17 protein-coding genes are annotated in these 16,468 nt (G+C 69.0%); 13 read left to right on the top strand and 4 right to left on the bottom strand.

The features are described 5' to 3' along the window. Positions 1 to 175: 175 nt before the first annotated feature. Together flhD and flhC are read left to right on the top strand one after the other, a co-directional pair. Positions 176 to 496 carry a flagellar transcriptional regulator FlhD gene (flhD, locus tag AC1Q7O_RS20010; RefSeq protein WP_394396766.1) on the top strand — a complete coding sequence of 107 codons (321 nt, stop codon included), beginning with the start codon at positions 176 to 178 and terminating at the stop codon, positions 494 to 496. Between the two features lie 49 nt (positions 497 to 545). Beyond that, on the top strand, positions 546 to 1,082 hold the full coding sequence (flhC, locus tag AC1Q7O_RS20005) for a flagellar transcriptional regulator FlhC (protein ID WP_310331736.1): 537 nt from the start codon (positions 546 to 548) through the stop codon (positions 1,080 to 1,082). A gap of 29 nt (positions 1,083 to 1,111) precedes the next feature. On the opposite strand, the gene AC1Q7O_RS20000 is transcribed toward flhC, so the two are convergent. The 3 genes from AC1Q7O_RS20000 to AC1Q7O_RS19990 are packed head-to-tail and all read right to left on the bottom strand — an operon-like array spanning position 1,112 to position 3,962. Next, the gene (locus AC1Q7O_RS20000; protein ID WP_492657650.1) at positions 1,112 to 2,665 is read right to left on the bottom strand and encodes an O-linked N-acetylglucosamine transferase, SPINDLY family protein; all 1,554 of its coding nucleotides are present in this window, start codon (positions 2,663 to 2,665) and stop codon (positions 1,112 to 1,114) included. Beyond that, positions 2,662 to 3,324, bottom strand: coding sequence for a class I SAM-dependent methyltransferase (locus tag AC1Q7O_RS19995; protein ID WP_492657649.1), 663 nt, complete (start codon positions 3,322 to 3,324; stop codon positions 2,662 to 2,664). The genes AC1Q7O_RS20000 and AC1Q7O_RS19995 overlap by 4 nt, the downstream gene beginning before the upstream one ends. Further along, the gene (locus AC1Q7O_RS19990) at positions 3,321 to 3,962 is read right to left on the bottom strand and encodes a glycosyltransferase family 32 protein (protein ID WP_492657648.1); all 642 of its coding nucleotides are present in this window, start codon (positions 3,960 to 3,962) and stop codon (positions 3,321 to 3,323) included. Before AC1Q7O_RS19990 ends, AC1Q7O_RS19995 begins: the two co-directional genes overlap by 4 nt. Before the next feature lie 130 nt (positions 3,963 to 4,092). Between AC1Q7O_RS19990 and AC1Q7O_RS19985 the strand changes: the two genes are divergently transcribed. The 6 genes from AC1Q7O_RS19985 to AC1Q7O_RS19960 all read left to right on the top strand — a co-directional run bounded on the left by AC1Q7O_RS19985 (position 4,093) and on the right by AC1Q7O_RS19960 (position 8,967). Then, the gene (locus AC1Q7O_RS19985) at positions 4,093 to 5,151 is read left to right on the top strand and encodes a glycosyltransferase family 2 protein (protein ID WP_492657647.1); all 1,059 of its coding nucleotides are present in this window, start codon (positions 4,093 to 4,095) and stop codon (positions 5,149 to 5,151) included. A 10-nt stretch (positions 5,152 to 5,161) separates the two neighbouring features. After that, positions 5,162 to 5,914, top strand: coding sequence for a class I SAM-dependent methyltransferase (locus AC1Q7O_RS19980; protein ID WP_492657646.1), 753 nt, complete (start codon positions 5,162 to 5,164; stop codon positions 5,912 to 5,914). 89 nt (positions 5,915 to 6,003) lie between these two features. Beyond that, positions 6,004 to 6,861 carry a flagellar motor stator protein MotA gene (gene motA, locus AC1Q7O_RS19975; RefSeq protein ID WP_394510711.1) on the top strand — a complete coding sequence of 286 codons (858 nt, stop codon included), beginning with the start codon at positions 6,004 to 6,006 and terminating at the stop codon, positions 6,859 to 6,861. Between the two features lie 47 nt (positions 6,862 to 6,908). Continuing rightward, positions 6,909 to 7,859, top strand: coding sequence for a flagellar motor protein MotB (gene motB / locus AC1Q7O_RS19970; RefSeq protein ID WP_492657645.1), 951 nt, complete (start codon positions 6,909 to 6,911; stop codon positions 7,857 to 7,859). A 56-nt stretch (positions 7,860 to 7,915) separates the two neighbouring features. Then, positions 7,916 to 8,308, top strand: a complete 393-nt coding sequence (cheY, locus tag AC1Q7O_RS19965) for a chemotaxis response regulator CheY (RefSeq protein WP_119043331.1) — start codon at positions 7,916 to 7,918, stop codon at positions 8,306 to 8,308. 29 nt (positions 8,309 to 8,337) lie between these two features. After that, positions 8,338 to 8,967, top strand: coding sequence for a protein phosphatase CheZ (locus AC1Q7O_RS19960; protein ID WP_492657779.1), 630 nt, complete (start codon positions 8,338 to 8,340; stop codon positions 8,965 to 8,967). 48 nt (positions 8,968 to 9,015) lie between these two features. Here AC1Q7O_RS19960 and AC1Q7O_RS19955 read toward each other — a convergent pair whose 3' ends face one another. Next, positions 9,016 to 9,753: a substrate-binding periplasmic protein gene (locus AC1Q7O_RS19955; protein ID WP_492657644.1), complete on the bottom strand. Its 738-nt coding sequence runs from the start codon at positions 9,751 to 9,753 to the stop codon at positions 9,016 to 9,018. A 192-nt stretch (positions 9,754 to 9,945) separates the two neighbouring features. Between AC1Q7O_RS19955 and flhB the strand changes: the two genes are divergently transcribed. The 5 genes from flhB to AC1Q7O_RS19930 all read left to right on the top strand — a co-directional run bounded on the left by flhB (position 9,946) and on the right by AC1Q7O_RS19930 (position 16,464). After that, entirely contained in the window at positions 9,946 to 11,121 is a 1,176-nt protein-coding gene (flhB, locus tag AC1Q7O_RS19950; protein ID WP_492657643.1) for a flagellar biosynthesis protein FlhB, read from the top strand. 102 nt (positions 11,122 to 11,223) lie between these two features. Next, positions 11,224 to 13,314 (top strand): flagellar biosynthesis protein FlhA, encoded by a 2,091-nt coding sequence (gene flhA, locus AC1Q7O_RS19945; protein WP_492657642.1) that lies wholly within the window; start codon positions 11,224 to 11,226, stop codon positions 13,312 to 13,314. Next, on the top strand, positions 13,311 to 14,954 hold the full coding sequence (flhF, locus tag AC1Q7O_RS19940) for a flagellar biosynthesis GTPase FlhF (protein WP_492657641.1): 1,644 nt from the start codon (positions 13,311 to 13,313) through the stop codon (positions 14,952 to 14,954). The genes flhA and flhF overlap by 4 nt, the downstream gene beginning before the upstream one ends. After that, positions 14,954 to 15,733: a MinD/ParA family ATP-binding protein gene (locus AC1Q7O_RS19935; protein WP_492657640.1), complete on the top strand. Its 780-nt coding sequence runs from the start codon at positions 14,954 to 14,956 to the stop codon at positions 15,731 to 15,733. The genes flhF and AC1Q7O_RS19935 overlap by 1 nt, the downstream gene beginning before the upstream one ends. Positions 15,734 to 15,750: 17 nt before the next feature. Next, positions 15,751 to 16,464, top strand: a complete 714-nt coding sequence (locus AC1Q7O_RS19930) for an RNA polymerase sigma factor FliA (protein ID WP_492657639.1) — start codon at positions 15,751 to 15,753, stop codon at positions 16,462 to 16,464. The last annotated feature ends 4 nt before the right edge of the window (positions 16,465 to 16,468 follow it).

The following is a 16,468-nucleotide window of genomic DNA, read 5'->3' as shown; positions in this document are numbered from 1 at the left end:
TGCGGGGCCTCGGTGTTTTCAGGCCTGACGCGGTTGTAGGAATTTGCCTGACAGGCGCTTCCTGCCAGGGTGACGCCGGCCACCGACGCAGCCTGATATCGCCGGAAAAGAGGCTTCAACACAATCCGTTTCACTGATCCCGAACACCCCTCTAGCTCTGAAACGGAAACCCGCCATGAACGCCGACCAAATGCTCGCCGAGATCCGTGAAGCCAACCTGTCCTACCTGATGCTGGCCCAGAGCCTCATCCGCGCGGACCGTGAACAGGCGCTGTACCGCCTGGGCATCAGCGAGGAGACGGCGACGCTGATCGGCACGCTGAGCCCCGCGCAGATCATGAAGATCGCCGCCGGTAACACGCTGCTGTGCGCCTTCCGCATGAGCGACGACCTGGTGTGGGGCCTGCTGACCAACCACAGCAAGCCGGGTGCGAACGAAAGCGTCAGCCGCCTGCACGCCTCCATCCTGATGGCCGGCCGCCACGAGCACGCCTGACCCGTCGTCCGCCTCGCTGCCAAACAGTTCATAGATTCCGGAGCCCACCATGCGCGTCAAGAGCATCCTGACCGAAGCCAAGCAGATCGAACGTGCCGTTCAGCTGATTCACCTCGGTGCGCGCCTGCAGGTGCTGGAGTCGGAGACCGACCTGTCCTACGAGCGCCTGCTGCGCCTGTACAAGGAGGTGAGCGGCAAGTCCCCGTCCAAGGGCCAGCTGCCGTTCTCGACCGACTGGTTCATGACCTGGCAGCCCAACATCCATGCCAGCCTGTTCCTGAACATCCACGAGTACCTGAACAAGGCCGCCGAGATGGACGAGATCGACACCGTCATCAAGGCCTACCAGCTGTACCAGGAGCAGACGCAGGCGCAAGGCCTGGAAGCCATGCTGTCGGTCACCCGCGCCTGGCGCCTGGTGAAGTTCGTCGACAACGGCATGCTGACGCTGACCAAGTGCTCCAAGTGCAACGGTCATTTCGTCACCCACCCGCATGAAGTGGCCCGCCACTACGTCTGTGGCCTGTGCAACCCACCGGCACGCGCCGGCAAGGGCCGCGCCCAGGGCTCCATCCAGATGCACTGATCACGTGGGGCGCCAGCCCCCGTGCAGCCTCAGGCGCCGAGCGGCGCGGGTGACAAGCCCGCCAGCGCGCGTTCCCACATGCGTCGGTAGAGCGACTCGAGATCGCGCGCGAAGCGCGCCATGTCGTACAGGCCGGCCGGCCGCGTGGCGATCTGCTCACGCAGCGCCTGGCGAGCCGCGGCGTCGCGGCCCAGCTCGCACACCTTGTCCACATAGCTCGCCGGATCCTGCGTGATGCAGTGCTCCAGCCCGGCCGCCGCCAGGATGCTGGCTGCCACGCGGCCCGGGAAGCTGTCGTTCATCAGCGTCACCACCGGCACGCCGGCCGCCAGTGCATCGCTGGTGGTCGTGTGGCCGTTGCAGGGCCAGCTGTCCAGCGCCAGGTCGGCCACCTGCAGCCGCGCCAGATGCGCGTCCATGTCCACCGGGGGCGCAAAGACGAGGCGGTCCGCCAGCGGGCCGGCGGCGGCGCGCAGTTGCGCGTCGGCCTGCTCGCCGCCACTGAGCTGCCACAGCTGCGCGCCGGGCAGGCAGCGCAGCACGTCCATCCAGGCTGCCCACAGCGGCGGTGTGATCTTGTAGACGGCGTTGGCCCCCAGCAGCACCAGCGCGTCGTCGCGCAGTCCCATGGACGCGCGTGATGGCGCGGGGCCCGGCGTACGGCGGCCGTCCTGCGGCTGGTAGCAGTGCGGCAGCTGGGCGATGCACTCGCTGTAGTCGGTGGCATGGTCTAGCGGCGTCACGACCGGGTCGCCGATGACGTAGTCGATGAAGTCCGCGCCGCTGGTGCCCGGAAAGCCCAGCCAGCTCACCTGCACCGGCGCCGGCCGGTAGGCGAGGGCGGCCATGCGGCTGCCGGCAGTGTGGCCTTTGAGGTCCACGAGGATGTCCAGCTCGTCAGCGCGCAGCCGCTCGGCCAGCGTGGTCAGGCTCAGCGGCGTCACGTCGATGAAGGTCTCGGTTGCGGCCACGAGGCGCTGGCGCATCGGCGAGCCGTCATCGGGCCCGTGCGAGTACAGCCGGATGTCGAAGCGCGCGCGGTCGTGGCGCTCCAGCAGCTCGGCCATCAGCGCGGCGGTGGCGTGGGCGTGGAAGTCGGCCGACAGATATCCCACCCGCACGCGCTCGCGTGCGCGTATCGGCCGCGGCGACAGCGACTTGAGGCCCCGTGTCACATGTCGGCTGGCCATGGTCGCGGCACGCTTCAGCTCTGCCCGCGTGTGCGGCAGGCCCACGAAGGCGAACGGCATGCCGAACTCGTCGTCGGGGCTGGCCTGCAGCGCGGCACGCAGCGCGGCGAGGTCCGCGTCGAAGCTGCGCCAGTCGGCCGCCTTCTGCGTCGCGTGGATCAGGTAGCCCTGAGCCATCACGCTGTGCGGCGCCAGGATGGCCGCCGTGCGCAGGGCCTCGGCGGCCTGGCTGTGCAGGCCCAATGCCTGTAGCGCGAAGCCCAGCTGCAGATAGGTGTCGACGTCGGTGGGCGCAAGCGCCAGCGCCTGCATCAGCAGGTCGATGGCCTCGACGGCGCGGCCGGCGTGGCGCAGTGCCTCGGCCTCGCTGCGCAGGGCTGCGGGCGTCGTCACTCGGGCTGCGGCCGGCTGGCCACGGCCAGCAGCGACATGCCGTTGAAGAAGAACATGCCGTCCACCTGCCACGGCGTGTACTTGCGGATCACGTTGCTCAGCGTGAACGGCGTGTACCAGCAGTTGTGGTCGGGGTGCACCACCTCGACGAAAGTCTGCGCGCCGCTGTTGTAGTCGAAGTGCCGGCGAAAGCACGAGTACGCGTCGGGCACGGTGATGATGTACTGGTCGGCGCCCAGCGCGTCGAGCTGCTGCAGGAAGCCCTGCACGTCGGGTACGTGCTCCATGACCTCGGGCACCAGCACGGTGTCGTAGCGGTCGGTCACGTCGGCCCAGTTGCTGAACAGCCGGCCCTTCAGGTGCGGGCGCATCAGCTCGAAGGCCTCGCCGTGGATGTCGAAGCCGTCCAGCGCGCAGTGCTCGTCCAGCTGCAGGTGCAGCGAGCGCTTCAGGTCGGTGATGGGCCAGTCGACGCAGCCGACGTGCAGCACGCGTTTCTCGGCGCACAGCGCGACGAAGGCGTCCAGCCGCGGCACGCCGACGAAGTCTTCGCCGACCTTGACCTTCTGCACGAAGTACTTCTGGTGTGCGTATTCCAGCGGCGAGACGGGGAGGTCGTCCACGGGTGCGCGTTCTGCTGCGAGTGCGGGAGGGGTCATGCCACTTTCCTCTTGTGCAGTTCGTCGTACTTGCCCAGCGTGCTGCCCCATTCCTGCGCGGCGAACACGGCGCCACCGCCGGTGTACTCGTGGCCGGTGAAATGCCGCGGGATGAAGAAGTGGCTGGGCCAGATCGTCAGGCCCGCGTAGCGCTGCAGGCGCACCTGCTCGGTCAGGAACAGCGGGCCCACGCTCTGCCAGGCCATGCGGTCGACGACGGTGGGTTCCTTCTGCAGGTCCAGGATGATCTGGCCGAAGAAGGGGTTCTCGGGCACGGAGGCCACGTAGCCGGCGGCGATCAGCCCGGGGCGGATCAGCTCGTTCTCCCAGCAGGCGCAGGCCTCGCCCTCGAACAGCCAGGGCTCCAGCGGGCGCTTGCAGATGCTGTCGGCGTCGACGACGAAGCCGCCCTCGTGGTACAGGATCTCCCAGCGCATCAAGTCGGCCACGCCGTTGAGCTCCCGGCCGGCCATCTGGCGCATGTGCGCGGCGTTGACCCAGCCGTAGCTTGCGAGGTCGTCATTGCCCCAGACGCGCACGGTCCAGTCGGGGTTGTGCTGGCGCCAGGTGTCTATGCAGTTGTCGGGGCGCTTGGATTCGTCGCCCACCCAGATCACGTGCAGGGTGCGGGGGATCATCGGAAGCCTCGCGGACGGTGGAAGAACTGCCACTCTAGGCCGGCCTGCCCCGGGGCGAAACCCGGTGGAACAGGGGAAATCCGGCCCTGAAATGCCCCATTGCCCCGGTGCGCGTGAACACAATGCGTGCATGACCGCCCCCCCGCGCCGCCGCCTGGCCCTTGTCGTCATCGCCCGAGACGAGGCGGCTCGCATCGGCCGGCTGCTGGACAGCGTGCGCCCTTGGGTGGACGAGATGCTGGTGCTGGACACCGGCTCGCGGGACGACACCGTGCACGTCGCGCGTGCGCACGGTGCCCGCGTGCAGGCGTTTGCGTGGTGCGACGACTTTTCCGCCGCCCGCAACCAGGCGCTGGCGCTGGCCGGGGCTGACTGGCACCTGGTGCTGGATGCCGACGAATGGCTGATCGACGGCGGTGAGGCGCTGCAGGCGCTGCGCGACACGGTGCCCGGCTTCGTCGGCGCGCTGCAGCTGCGCGACCGCTTCGACCAGGCGCCCGGCCGGCAGGCCGAGGCTATTGCCTGGCTCAGCCGCGTGCTGCCTGGCCCGGTTCGCTATGCCGGTCGCGTTCACGAGCAGCCGCAGCACGCGCTGCCGGTGCGCCGGCTGCCGCTGGTGGTGGGGCATGACGGCTATGTCAGCGAGCGGCTGGCGGACAAGCGCGGCCGCAACCGCCGCTTGCTGGAGCGGGCGCTGGCGGAGGCGCCGGGCGATGCCTACCTCTGGTACCAGCTGGGCAAGGACTGCGCCGTCTATGACGAGCACTCCGCCGCGGAAGCCGCCTTCGAGCGTGCCTGCGCGCTGCCCGACGCGGCCGCCGCCCCGTGGTGGCTGGACCTGGTCTCGCGGCGGCTGTTTGCGCTGAAGTGCCTGGGCCGCCATGGCGACGCGGTGGACTTCGCGCAGACGCAGATGCTCGTGGGCGATGGCTCGCCCGACTTCTTCTTCACGGTGGGCGACGTGCTGCTGGACCTGGCCGCGTCCCAGCCCGCGCAGGCCGCCGACGCCCTGCCCATGGCCGAAGCCGCCTGGCGGCAGTGCCTGGCGCTGGGGGAGCACCCCGAGCAGCCGGGCGCCGTTGCGGGGCGGGGCAGCTGGCTGGCCGCGCACAACCTGGCCGTCGTGCTGGACGGAACCGGCCGCGAGGCCGAGGCCGCCGCCGTGCGGGCCGCCCACCCATGGCCATGACCGCGTCGGCATGAGGCGGCTCGTTGGCGCCTGGCCGCTGTCGGCGCTGCTGGTCTGGCTGGCGGCCTGGGCCACCCACGCGCTGCTGCTGGGCGCGGGGCGCGAGGTGGCCGTCGTCGCCGGCGCACTGCTGGGTGGCGCGCTGGCGTTGCTGTACGCGGCGCGCTGGCGCCGGCTCATCGCGGCGCTGGGCTTCCCGCTGTCGGCGCTGATGCTGGGCTGGCAGGGCGGCGCGCCGCCGCTGCTGTGGCTGCTGCCGCTGTGGCTGCTGTGGTGGCTGTACCCGCGGCGCAGCTGGAGCGAGGCGCCGCTGTTCCCCACACCCGCCGGCGCGCTGGCGGAGCTGCCCGCCCACGCGCCGCTGCCGCCCGGCGCCCGCGTGCTGGACGCCGGCTGCGGCGTGGGCGACGGCCTGCGCGAGCTGGTGCAGGCCTACCCCGAGGCCCGCGTGGAGGGCGTGGAATGGAGCCGGCCACTCGCGCTGGCTGCGCGCTGGCGTGTGCGCGGCGCCACCGTGCGCCGGGGCGACCTGTGGGCCGATGACTGGGCACCGTTCGCGCTGGTCTACCTGTTCCAGCGCCCCGAGTCCATGCCGCGGGCCTGGGCCAAGGCCTGCGCCGAGATGGCGCCGGGCGCCTGGCTGGTCAGCCTGGACTTCGCCGTGCCCGATGTCGCGCCGGTGGCGAGCTGGCAACTTGGCAACGGCCAGTTCGTGTGGCTTTACCGCCCGCAGCGGACTGTGGCGTCAAAGCCGCCCAATTGATGCATTCACGCCGGCGCCGTTTCGGCATACTTTCTCAAGCCCCCCGGCATCGGGCCGATATGGCCTGAACACCCTCAACCCGACCAAGCATGTTCGTCATCATCGGCTGGGCCGTCTCCATGGCCTGCATCTTCGGCGTGTTCATCGCCCACGGCGGGAACATCGGCGTCATCCTGCACGCGCTGCCCTTCGAGATGATCACCATCTTCGGTGCCGCCATCGGCGCCTTCCTGGCCAACAACCAGATGAAGGTCGTCAAGGCCACGGCTGCCGGCCTGGGTTTGTGCTTCAAGGGCAGCAAGTACAGCAAGGCGCGCTACATGGAGCTGCTGGCGCTCATGTACGACATCCTGCAGAAGGCGCGCAAGGAAGGCCTGATGTCCATCGAGAAGGACGTCGAGGATCCGCATTCCAGCCCGCTGTTCCAGAAGTACCCGGTCGTGGGCAACGACCACCATGTCACCGAATTCATCACCGACTACCTGCGCATGATGGTGTCGGGCAACCTGAACGCGCACGAGATCGAATCGCTGATGGACAGCGAGATCGAGACCCACCACCAGGAAGAGCACGCCGCCGTGGCCGCACTGCAGCGCCTGGCGGGCGGCCTGCCGGCCTTCGGCATCGTGGCGGCCGTGCTGGGCGTCGTGAACACCATGGGCTCGGTCGGCCAGCCGCCGGCGGTGCTGGGCGGCATGATCGGCTCGGCGCTGGTCGGCACCTTCCTGGGCATTCTGCTGGCCTACGGCTTCGCCGAGCCGCTGGCCGGCCTGCTGGAGCAGAAGGTCGAGGACGCCGGCAAGGAATTCCAGTGCATCAAGACGACGCTGCTGGCCAGCATGCAGGGCTACGCGCCGCAGGTGGCCATCGAGTTCGGCCGCAAGGTGCTGTTCTCGGGCGACCGGCCGAGCTTCTCCGAGCTCGAATCCCACGTGAAGAAGAAGTGACGTGGCGGTCGCCCTGGCAACGCAGCGTGGTTTCGCGGGAGCCGTGAATGGCTGGTGACGCGAAAAAGCTCCAGCCCATCATCATCAAGAAGGTGAAGAAGGGCGGCCATGCGGCGCATGGCGGCGCGTGGAAGATTGCCTACGCTGACTTCGTCACGGCCATGATGGCCTTCTTCCTGCTGATGTGGCTGCTGGGCTCCACGACCGAGGGCGACAAGAAGGGCATCGCCGAGTTCTTCCAGTCGCCGCTGAAGGTGGCCATGCTGGGCGGCTCCGGCTCGGGCGACTCGTCCAGCGTCGTGCGCGGCGGCGGCAAGGACCTGACGCGCGAGACCGGCCAGGTCAAGGAAGGCCAGAGCGAAGCCAAGCGCGCCAGCTACACGCTGCGCGCGCTGAAGGAGGAGCAGCGCAAGGCCGAGAAGTCGCGCCTGGAGCAGCTCAAGACCAAGGTCGAGGAGGTGCTGGCCGAGAACCCCAAGCTTGCGGCGCTGGGCGGCCAGATCCGCCTGGACATGACGCGCGAAGGCCTGCGCATCCAGATCGTCGACGAAGGCAACCGGCCCATGTTCGACAGCGGCAGCGCCGTCGTGAAGCCCTACATGCGCGAGCTGCTGCGCGAGCTCGGCAACGTGCTGACCGAGGTGCCCAACCGCCTGACGGTGGAGGGCCACACCGATGCCCAGCCCTTCCCGGGGGGCGACAAGGGCTACAGCAACTGGGAGCTGTCAGCCGACCGCGCGAATGCGTCGCGGCGCGAGCTGGTGGCAGGCGGGCTGTCCGAGGCGCGCATGCTGCGCGTGCAGGGCCTGGCTGCCAGCAAGCTGCTGGATGCCAAGGACCCCAACGGCGCGCTGAACCGGCGCATCAGCATCATCGTCATGAACCGCGATGCCGAGGACGCCGTGCTGAAGAATGTGGTGGAAGAACCCGAGGCCGACACGCCAGCGGCCGAGACCGGCAAAATGCCGCAAACTCAGCCTGTGGCGCCGGCCCGCTAGAAACTAGACTGCGGGCTGACCCCTGAAATCCCCGCCTGCCTACAGAGAGGATCGCCATGAGCGCTGACATGAAATTCCTGGTCGTTGACGACTTCTCCACCATGCGCCGCATCGTTCGCGGCCTGCTGAAAGAGATCGGCTACAACAACTGCGAAGAGGCCGAAGACGGCGTCGAAGCGCTGAACATGCTCAAGGGCGCCAAGTTCGACTTCGTCGTCAGCGACATCAACATGCCCAACATGACGGGCTTCGAGTTGCTGAAGGCCATCAAGGAAGACCCCAACCTCAAGCACCTGCCGGTGCTGATGGTCACGGCCGAAGCCCGCAAGGAAGACATCGTGCTGGCAGCGCAGTCCGGCGCGGCCGGCTACATCGTCAAGCCCTTCACCAAGGCGACGCTGGAGGAAAAAGTCCTCAAGATCATGCAGAAGCTGGCTGCCGCCGCCTGACAACAAAACCAAAGGGGACTGCCATGTCGATGGATCAGTTGGACCAATTGGCCAAGGCTCAGGAGCCGCTGCTCGTCTCGCCCGAGGTCTTTCAGCAGCTCGGCACCATCACCCGCACGCTGCATGACACGATGCAGCGCCTGGGCGTCATGCCCAAGCTGCAGGTGGCCACGGACGGCCTGCCCGATGCACGCAGCCGCCTGAGCTACATCGCCACCAAGACGGCCGCTGCGGCCGAGAAGGTGCTGAATTCGGTCGACCAGGCCAAGGCCGAGCACGCGGGCATCAGCAAGGCGACGCAGGAGCTGGCCGCTGCCATCGTGGCCGACCCCGTGCGGGCCGTTGCCAGCGGTGCGGTGATGAACTTCGTCAAGGATGTCGAGAGCCGCACGACGAGCATCGACAACCACCTGACCGACATCATGCTGGCGCAGGATTTCCATGACCTGACCGGTCAGGTCGTCGCCAAGGTTGTGAACCTGGCCAACGATCTGGAAGACAGCCTCGTCAAGCTGCTGGTGCAGGTGGTGCCGCCCGAGCAGCGCGAGAAGGTCGACCCGACCATCCTGCAGGGCCCGGTCGTCAACGCCGAAGGACGCACCGACGTCGTGACCAACCAGGGCGAGGTCGACGACCTGCTGGCCAGCCTCGGGTTCTGAGGTTCGCCACCCCGACGAAGCCGGCCCTCGCGCCGGCTTTTTTCATGCTCAGTCCGGCTGCGCCTCGGGCACCAGCTCCCGGATGGACTGGTTGAGTCGCTCCATCGTCTGCGGCGGGACCTGCTGCGAGCAGGCCAGGTAGCGCAGCTCGCCGCGCGGCATGTCAGGGAACTCGATGCGCACCAGTGGCAGGTGGGTGAAGTCCGGGTTGCGGCGCAGCCAGCCCAGGTCCTCCTCGTCGATGAGCATGTAGTCCACACGCCGCGCACCCACCATGCGGGCGAGCTGCAGCGGCGCCAGCTGGGCGCGCACGGGCGTGCGGGCGGCGTTGGCGAGGTGCTGGTCCAGCTGCTGGCCATAGGACACGCCGTCCATCAGGCCGGGCTGCAGCGACGCGTCGGCGAACAGCTGCGCGACCCTGGGCATGGCGCGGATCTGCGCCGCCACGCTGGCATGGGCCAGCACGACATGCGGCCGGTCACGGTGAATGGGCAGCGAGAAGCGCGCGAAGGCCTCCCGTTCGGGGTTTCTGTAGAGGCCCGGCGAGCACAGCGCGCCCTGGTTGGCCTGCAAGTGCTGCAGCGTGCGCCGTATGGGCACCTCGACGTAGTGCGCCTCGATGCCGGCGCGCTTGAGCAGCCGCGCCGAGCGCTCGATGAGGAAGCCCAGAGGCTTGCCGGCGTCCGTGTAGCTGTAGGGCGGCTTGTCGCGGTACTCGATGGTCAGCGACGGCTGCGCCCAGGCGCTGCCGGCCAGCAGGGCGGCCAGCAGGGCGAGCGGGCGCAATCGCAGGCAGACCATGGGCAAAAGCGTAACGCCCTGTGCTGACTGGCCGCTGCCGTGGCGGCGGCAATCCTTCACGGCTTGCCGGCGGATGTCGGTGCGGAACAGGCGGGTGAGCGCCCCGCTTTTTCCGCTCAGGTTTTCCGGCTGGCCTCGAACAATCGGGTCAGCGCCCCGCATGGGGTGAATCCCGACATGGCCGACCAAGACGCACAAGACCGCAACCTACCTGCCTCGCCCAAGAAGATCCAGAAATCTCGGGCCGAGGGGCAGTTGCCGCGTTCGCGCGACCTGCCGCACTTCGCCATGATGGTGGCTGGCGGCGCGGTGCTGGCGATCGGCGGGCCGCAGATCGTCGAGAAACTGCGCCAGACGCTGATCCATGGCCTGCACTTCGACGCCCGGCTGCTGGCCCGGCCCGGCTTCATGAGCGAGCGGCTGTTGGAGATGACGCTGGATTTCGCGCTGGTCATGGGGCCCATCGCTGCGCTGCTGGTGCTGGTGGGCATCGCCAGCAACCTCGCCAGCGGCGGCTGGAACTGGACGATGAAGCCGCTGGCCCCCAAGTTCAATCACCTGAACCCGCTTGGCGGGCTCAAGCGGCTGTTCACCGGCCAGGGCCTGGGCACGGCGCTGAAGGCGGTGCTGCTGGCGCTGGTCCTGGGCATCGTGGGGGCCCTGGTGCTGAAGAACCGGCTGGCAGCCTACGTCAGCATCATGTCCGTGCCGTTGCCTTCGGCGCTGGCCTACGCGGGCCAGCAGCTGATGGGCGGGCTGGCGCTGCTGGCGGTTGCGCTGGCGGTGTTCGCCGCCATCGACGTGCCGCTGCAGCGCCAGCTGTGGATGCGCCGCCTTCGCATGACGCGCGAGGAGGCGAAGCAGGAGATGAAGGAAGTCGAGGGCAACGTCGAGGTCAAGGCCAAGATGCGCGCCCTCATGCGCGAGATGGCCAAGCGCCGCATGCTGTCCGCGGTGCCGCAGGCTGACCTGGTGGTCATGAACCCGACCCACTACGCCGTCGCGCTGAAGTACGAGGAAGGCCGCATGGCCGCGCCCAAGGTGGTGGCCAAGGGTGCCGACCTGCTGGCCATGAAGATCCGCGACCTGGCCAAGGAGAGCAAGGTGCCGGTGCTGCAGCAGCCGGTACTGGCCCGTGCGCTGTACGCCCACGCCAAGGTCGACCACGAGATTCCCGCCGCGCTGTTCGGCGCCGTGGCGCAGGTGCTGGCCTATGTGTACCAGCTGCGCGCCGCACTGGCCTCGCGCAACGTCGCCCGGCCGGACATGCCCAAGCCGCATGTGCCGCCTGAGTTGGACCCGCACAACAAGCCGGGCTGGCAGCCCGAGCCGGACGAGGACTTCGCGGAATAAGCCACACCCCGTGGCGCCGGAACAGGGCGGCTTTCCTGCCGCTACTCCGCCTCAAGTTTTGCGCCTCGCGGCGAAGAATGTGGCCGAGACCCGACGCGCCGCATGAACCAGCTCACCGCCAAACTCCAGACCCTGCTCGGCCCGCGCTCCGGCGTCATCGCCGCTTTGGGCGCACCGATCGCCGTGCTGCTGGTGCTGTCGATGATGGTGCTGCCGCTGCCGCCGTTCGCGCTGGACCTGCTGTTCACTTTCAACATCGCGATGGCCGTGATGGTGATGATGGTGGCGGCGCACATGGTCAGGCCGCTGGACTTTGCGGCCTTCCCGACCGTGCTGTTGCTGACGACGCTGATGCGGCTGTCGCTGAACGTTGCGTCCACCCGCGTCGTGCTGCTGGAGGGCCACACCGGCACCGGCGCGGCCGGCAAGGTCATCGAGGCCTTCGGCCACTTCTTGATCGGCGGCAACTTCGCGGTCGGCCTGATCGTGTTCGCCATCCTCGTCGTCATCAACTTCATCGTGGTGACCAAGGGTGCCGAGCGCATCGCCGAGGTCGGCGCGCGCTTCACGCTGGACGCGATGCCCGGCAAGCAGATGGCCGTGGACGCCGACCTGAACGCCGGCCTCATCAACGAGGCCGAGGCCAAGCGCCGCCGTGCCGAGCTGGGCGACGAGGCGGACTTCTTCGGTTCCATGGACGGTGCCAGCAAGTTCGTGCGTGGCGACGCCGTGGCCGGCATGCTGATCCTGGCGATCAACATCGTCGGCGGCTTCATCATCGGCATCGCCCAGCACGGGCTGAGCGCCAGCGACGCCGCCAACAGCTACATCCTGCTGGCGGTGGGCGACGCGCTGGTGGCGCAGGTGCCGGCGCTGCTGATCTCGGTGGCGGCAGCCATGGTGGTGTCGCGTGTGGGCACGGACAAGGACATCGGCAGCCAGATCGGCAAGCAGGTGTTCGGCTCGGCCAAGAGCATCGCCATCACGGCCGGTGTCATCGGCGCGTTGGGCCTGATCCCGGGCATGCCGCACGTCGTCTTCCTGCTGATCGCCGCCGGCCTCGGGTATCTCGCCTGGTGGCTGCGCAGCACGGAGCAGGCGGCCGAGGCGGCCAAGGCCGTGAAGCCCATCATGCCGCCCAGCGAGGGTAGCGGCGAGGCCAGTTGGGAAGACCTGGTGCCGGTGGACACGCTGGGCCTGGAGGTGGGCTACCGCCTCATCACGCTGGTGGACAAGACCCGCGAGGGCGACCTGCTCAGCCGCATCAAGGGCGTGCGCCGCAAGTTCGCGCAGGAGGTCGGCTTCCTGCCGCCGCCGGTGCACATCCGCGACAACCTGGAGCTGCGGCCCAGCCAGTACCGCATCTCGCTGCGCGGCGCCGTCGTCGGCGAGGCCGAAGCCTTCCCCGGCATGTGGCTGGCCATCAACCCGGGCCACGCCACGCAGAAGCTCATCGGCACCGCCACGACCGACCCCGCCTTCGGCCTGCCGGCCGTGTGGATCGACGAGCGGCAGAAGGAGATGGCCCAAATGAGCGGGTTTACGGTCGTTGATTGCTCGACTGTCGTGGCCACCCACCTTTCACACTTGATGCAAGTGCACGCGGCCAAGCTGTTGGGCCGCGTGGAGACGCAGGCCCTGGTGGAACACCTCACCAAGCAGGCGCCGCAATTGATTGAAGACGTGATTCCCAAGATGGTCAGCATCGCCACCCTGCAACGAGTCCTCCAGCTGCTGCTGGAAGAGGGCGTGCATGTGCGCGACATGCGCTCCATCGTCGAATGCTTGGCCGAGAACGCCGCCGCGGTCACCGACCCGCAGGAACTGGCCCGTCGCATCCGCACCCACATCGCGCCGGCCATCGTGCAGCAGATCTACGGCAGCACCAAAGAGCTGGACGTCATCGCGCTGGAGCCCGAGCTGGAGCGCCTCGTCACGCAGGCTCTCAATTCGCCGCACGGCGCCGCACTGGACCCCGGTGTGGCCGACACGCTGGCCCGCAGCGCCGCCGAGACGGCTCAGAAGCAGGAAGACCGCGGCGTGCCCGCCACGCTGCTGGTGCCCGACCTGATCCGCGCGCCCATGGCCCGCCTGCTCAAGCGCGCCGCGCCGCGGCTCAAGGTGCTGGGCCACAGCGAGATCCCTGAGACCCACACCATCCGCATCGGCTCCATCATCGGAGGCACAGCATGAACGTTCGCAAATTCACGGCAAGAACCTCGCGCGAAGCACTCGCGCTGGTTAAGCAAGCCTTCGGCGCAGACGCGGTGGTGCTTTCCAACAAAACGGTGCCGGAAGGCGTCGAGGTGCTGGCGATGGCGCCGGAAGGCATGGGCCAGATCGAGCAGATGGCCCAGACCGCCCCGCGCGCCGCAACCCGCCCGGCCGCGCAGCCGCCGGCCGGCCAGCCGCCGCAGCGTGCCAGCTTCGCCGAGCGCTCGCGCCAGGAGCCCAGCTTCGGTGCGCCCGAGGTGCGCAACGACGTCGAGCAACTCGCCATGAGCACGCTGAGCTTCCAGGACTACGTGCGCGAGCGCGTGTTGCGCCGCCGTCAGGCCGAGATGGCCGGCCAGCCCGATCCCGTGCTGGCGCGGCCGGCCCCCGCGCCGCAGCAGCCGCCGGCGGTGTCGCTGGACGCCGCGCGTGCTCAGCGTGAGCGCCGTGCCGCCGAAGCCATGGCCGCGCTGGCCCCGCGCCGGCCCGCGCCGGCCCAGCCCCGTCCGATGCCGCCGGTGCTGCGCGACGAGATCCGCATTCCCACCGCCGCCATGCCCGCGACGCAGCGCGCCGTGCCCCAGCTCGGCGACATCGGCAACAGCGTCGGCACGGACCCCCTGCCGCTGCCGGGCCAGCCCAGCGCCTCGCAGCGCAACCAGATGGACATGGCCGCCGAGCTGCGCCAGATGCGCGGCCTCATCGAGGAGCGCTTCTCTTCGCTGGCCTTCATGGAGAAGCTGCAGCGCCAGCCCGTGCAGGCGCGGCTGACGCAGAAGCTTCTGGAGCTGGGCTTTTCGCCTGCGCTGGTGCGCAAGCTTGCCGAGAGCTGCCCGTCCGACTTCAAGGCCGGCTCGCCTCATGACCCCGCCGACGAGACAGCCTGGGCCGCCCACGTGCTGTCGCGCAACCTGCAGACTGACGAGGCCGCCCCGGCCATCGAGGACCGCGGCGGCGTGTTCGCGCTGATCGGCTCCACCGGCGTCGGCAAGACCACCACCACCGCCAAGCTGGCCGCCCACTTCGCCACCAAGTACGGTGCCAGCCAGTTGGGCCTGATCACGCTGGACGCCTACCGCGTCGGCGCCCACGAACAGCTGCGCGCCTACGGCCGCATCCTCGGCGTGCCGGTGCACACCGCGCACGACCGCGCGTCGCTGGACGACCTGCTGGACCTGCTGTCCAGCAAGAAGCTGGTGCTGATCGACACCGCCGGCATGGCCCAGCGCGATAGCCGCACCCAGGAGCTACTGGAGATGCTGGCCCACCCCAGCATCAAGAAGCTGCTGGTGATCAACGCCGCGCAGCAGGGCGAGACCATCGAGGACGTCGTCGGCGCCTGGAAGGGCGCGGCCTGCGAGGGCGTCGTGCTCAGCAAGATCGACGAGGCCGTCAAACTGGCCCCGGCGCTGGACACGCTGATCCGCCACAAGCTCAAGGTGCTGGGCGTGGCCAACGGCCAGCGCGTGCCGGAAGACTGGCACCGCCTGCCCAGCGTCGCCCTCGTGCAGCGCGCGCTGAAGGGCGCGGCTTCCGGCGCCTGGCGCATGGACAACACCGACGTCAACCTGATCTTCGCCGGCGCACCGCTGACCGACGGCATGAGGGCCATCCACTGATGCTGCAAGACCAAGCCCACGGTTTGCGCCGCCTGTTCGCGGCCTCCAAGACGCGCTTCGTGCCGGTTGTCAGCAACCCGCGCGTGATGGGCGCCGGCGTGCTGCTGGAAGGCCTGTGCGCAGCCTTCGCCGAGCTCAATCTGCAAACGCTGGTGGTCGACGCGGGCGAGCATTCGCCGACGCCTTCGGAGCTGGCGCAGGTGGACTTGTCCAACTGCATCGAGCGGCTGTCTCCTCGGGTCTCGTACCTGGCGGCGCGCGGCCTGCCGCTGCGTCACATCAATGCGCAGGGCTCGGCAGCGGCCTTCCTGGAAGCGGTGGCCGCCGCGGCGCCCGAGGCCGACGTCATCCTGCTGCATGCGCCGGCATCCGAACTGGCCCGCGTCGTCGCGTCGCGCGAGGTGCGGCCTCTGCTGCTGGCCGACACCGACCCGCTGAGCGTCACCGAAGCGTATGCGGGCATGAAATGGCTCACGCAACGCGCCGGGCTGATGGTCTACAGTCTGCTGATGGCCTGCCACCCCCAGCTGCGCGTGGCCACTCGCATCGCGCAACAGCTTCATTCCTGCGCCGACGGCTTCCTCGGCGCGGTGCTGCGCGACTGGGCCTGCCTCGACCCCCGCGCCTCCCAGCATGCGCCGCTGACCCCAGAGCTGCGTCACCTGGCGCGCGAGCTGCTGCTGGCCGCGCCGCCCGGCGCGGCGCTGGACGCCGCCTCCGACGCGACCCCGCTGCGCCCGGCGCGCAAGGGAGCCTTTTCTCAGGTCCACGCGCATTGATCTCGCCGGAGTTCACCATGTACACGCCCAAAGGCCGCCTCGACAACAGCACGCTGATCAAGCAGTACAGCCCGCTGGTGCGACGCCTGGCGCACCAGATGATTGCCAAGCTGCCGGCCAACGTCGAGGTGGATGACCTCATCCAGGTTGGCCTCATCGGCCTGACCGACGCGCTGTCGCGCTTTGACGCAGGGCAGGGCGTGCAGTTCGAGACCTTCGCGACGCAGCGCATCCGCGGCGCCATGCTCGACGAGCTGCGCGGCGGCGACTGGATGAGCCGCGGCACGCGCCGCCAGCAGCGCGAGATCGAGGCGGCGGTGCACAAGGTCGAGCAGCGCCTGGGCCGAGCGCCCCACGAGGCCGAGATCGCTGCCGAGATGGGCCTGCCGTTGGCCGAGTACCAGGAGCTGCTGGGCAAGGTGCGTGGCACGCAGCTGGTCTACCTGGAAGACATGTCCGGCGACGAGGGCGACGAGGACTACCTCGACCGCCATGTGGCCGACGAGGCCAGCAACCCCGTCGCGCTGCTGCAGGACCACCGCATGCGCGAGGCGCTGGTGGCCGCCATCAAGAACCTGCCCGAGCGCGAGCAGTTTGTGATGAGCATGTACTACGAGCACGACATGAATCTCAAGGAGATTGCGGCCGTGCTCAAGGTCACGGAGTCGCGCGTCTGTCAACTGCACAGTCAGTCCATCGCAAGGTTGCGCGTTAAGCTGCGCGACTGGTAAATCG

The sequence above is a fragment of the Roseateles sp. GW823-FHT07B05 genome (genome assembly GCF_058794515.1).
This window is presented reverse-complemented; position numbering and strand designations above follow the sequence as displayed.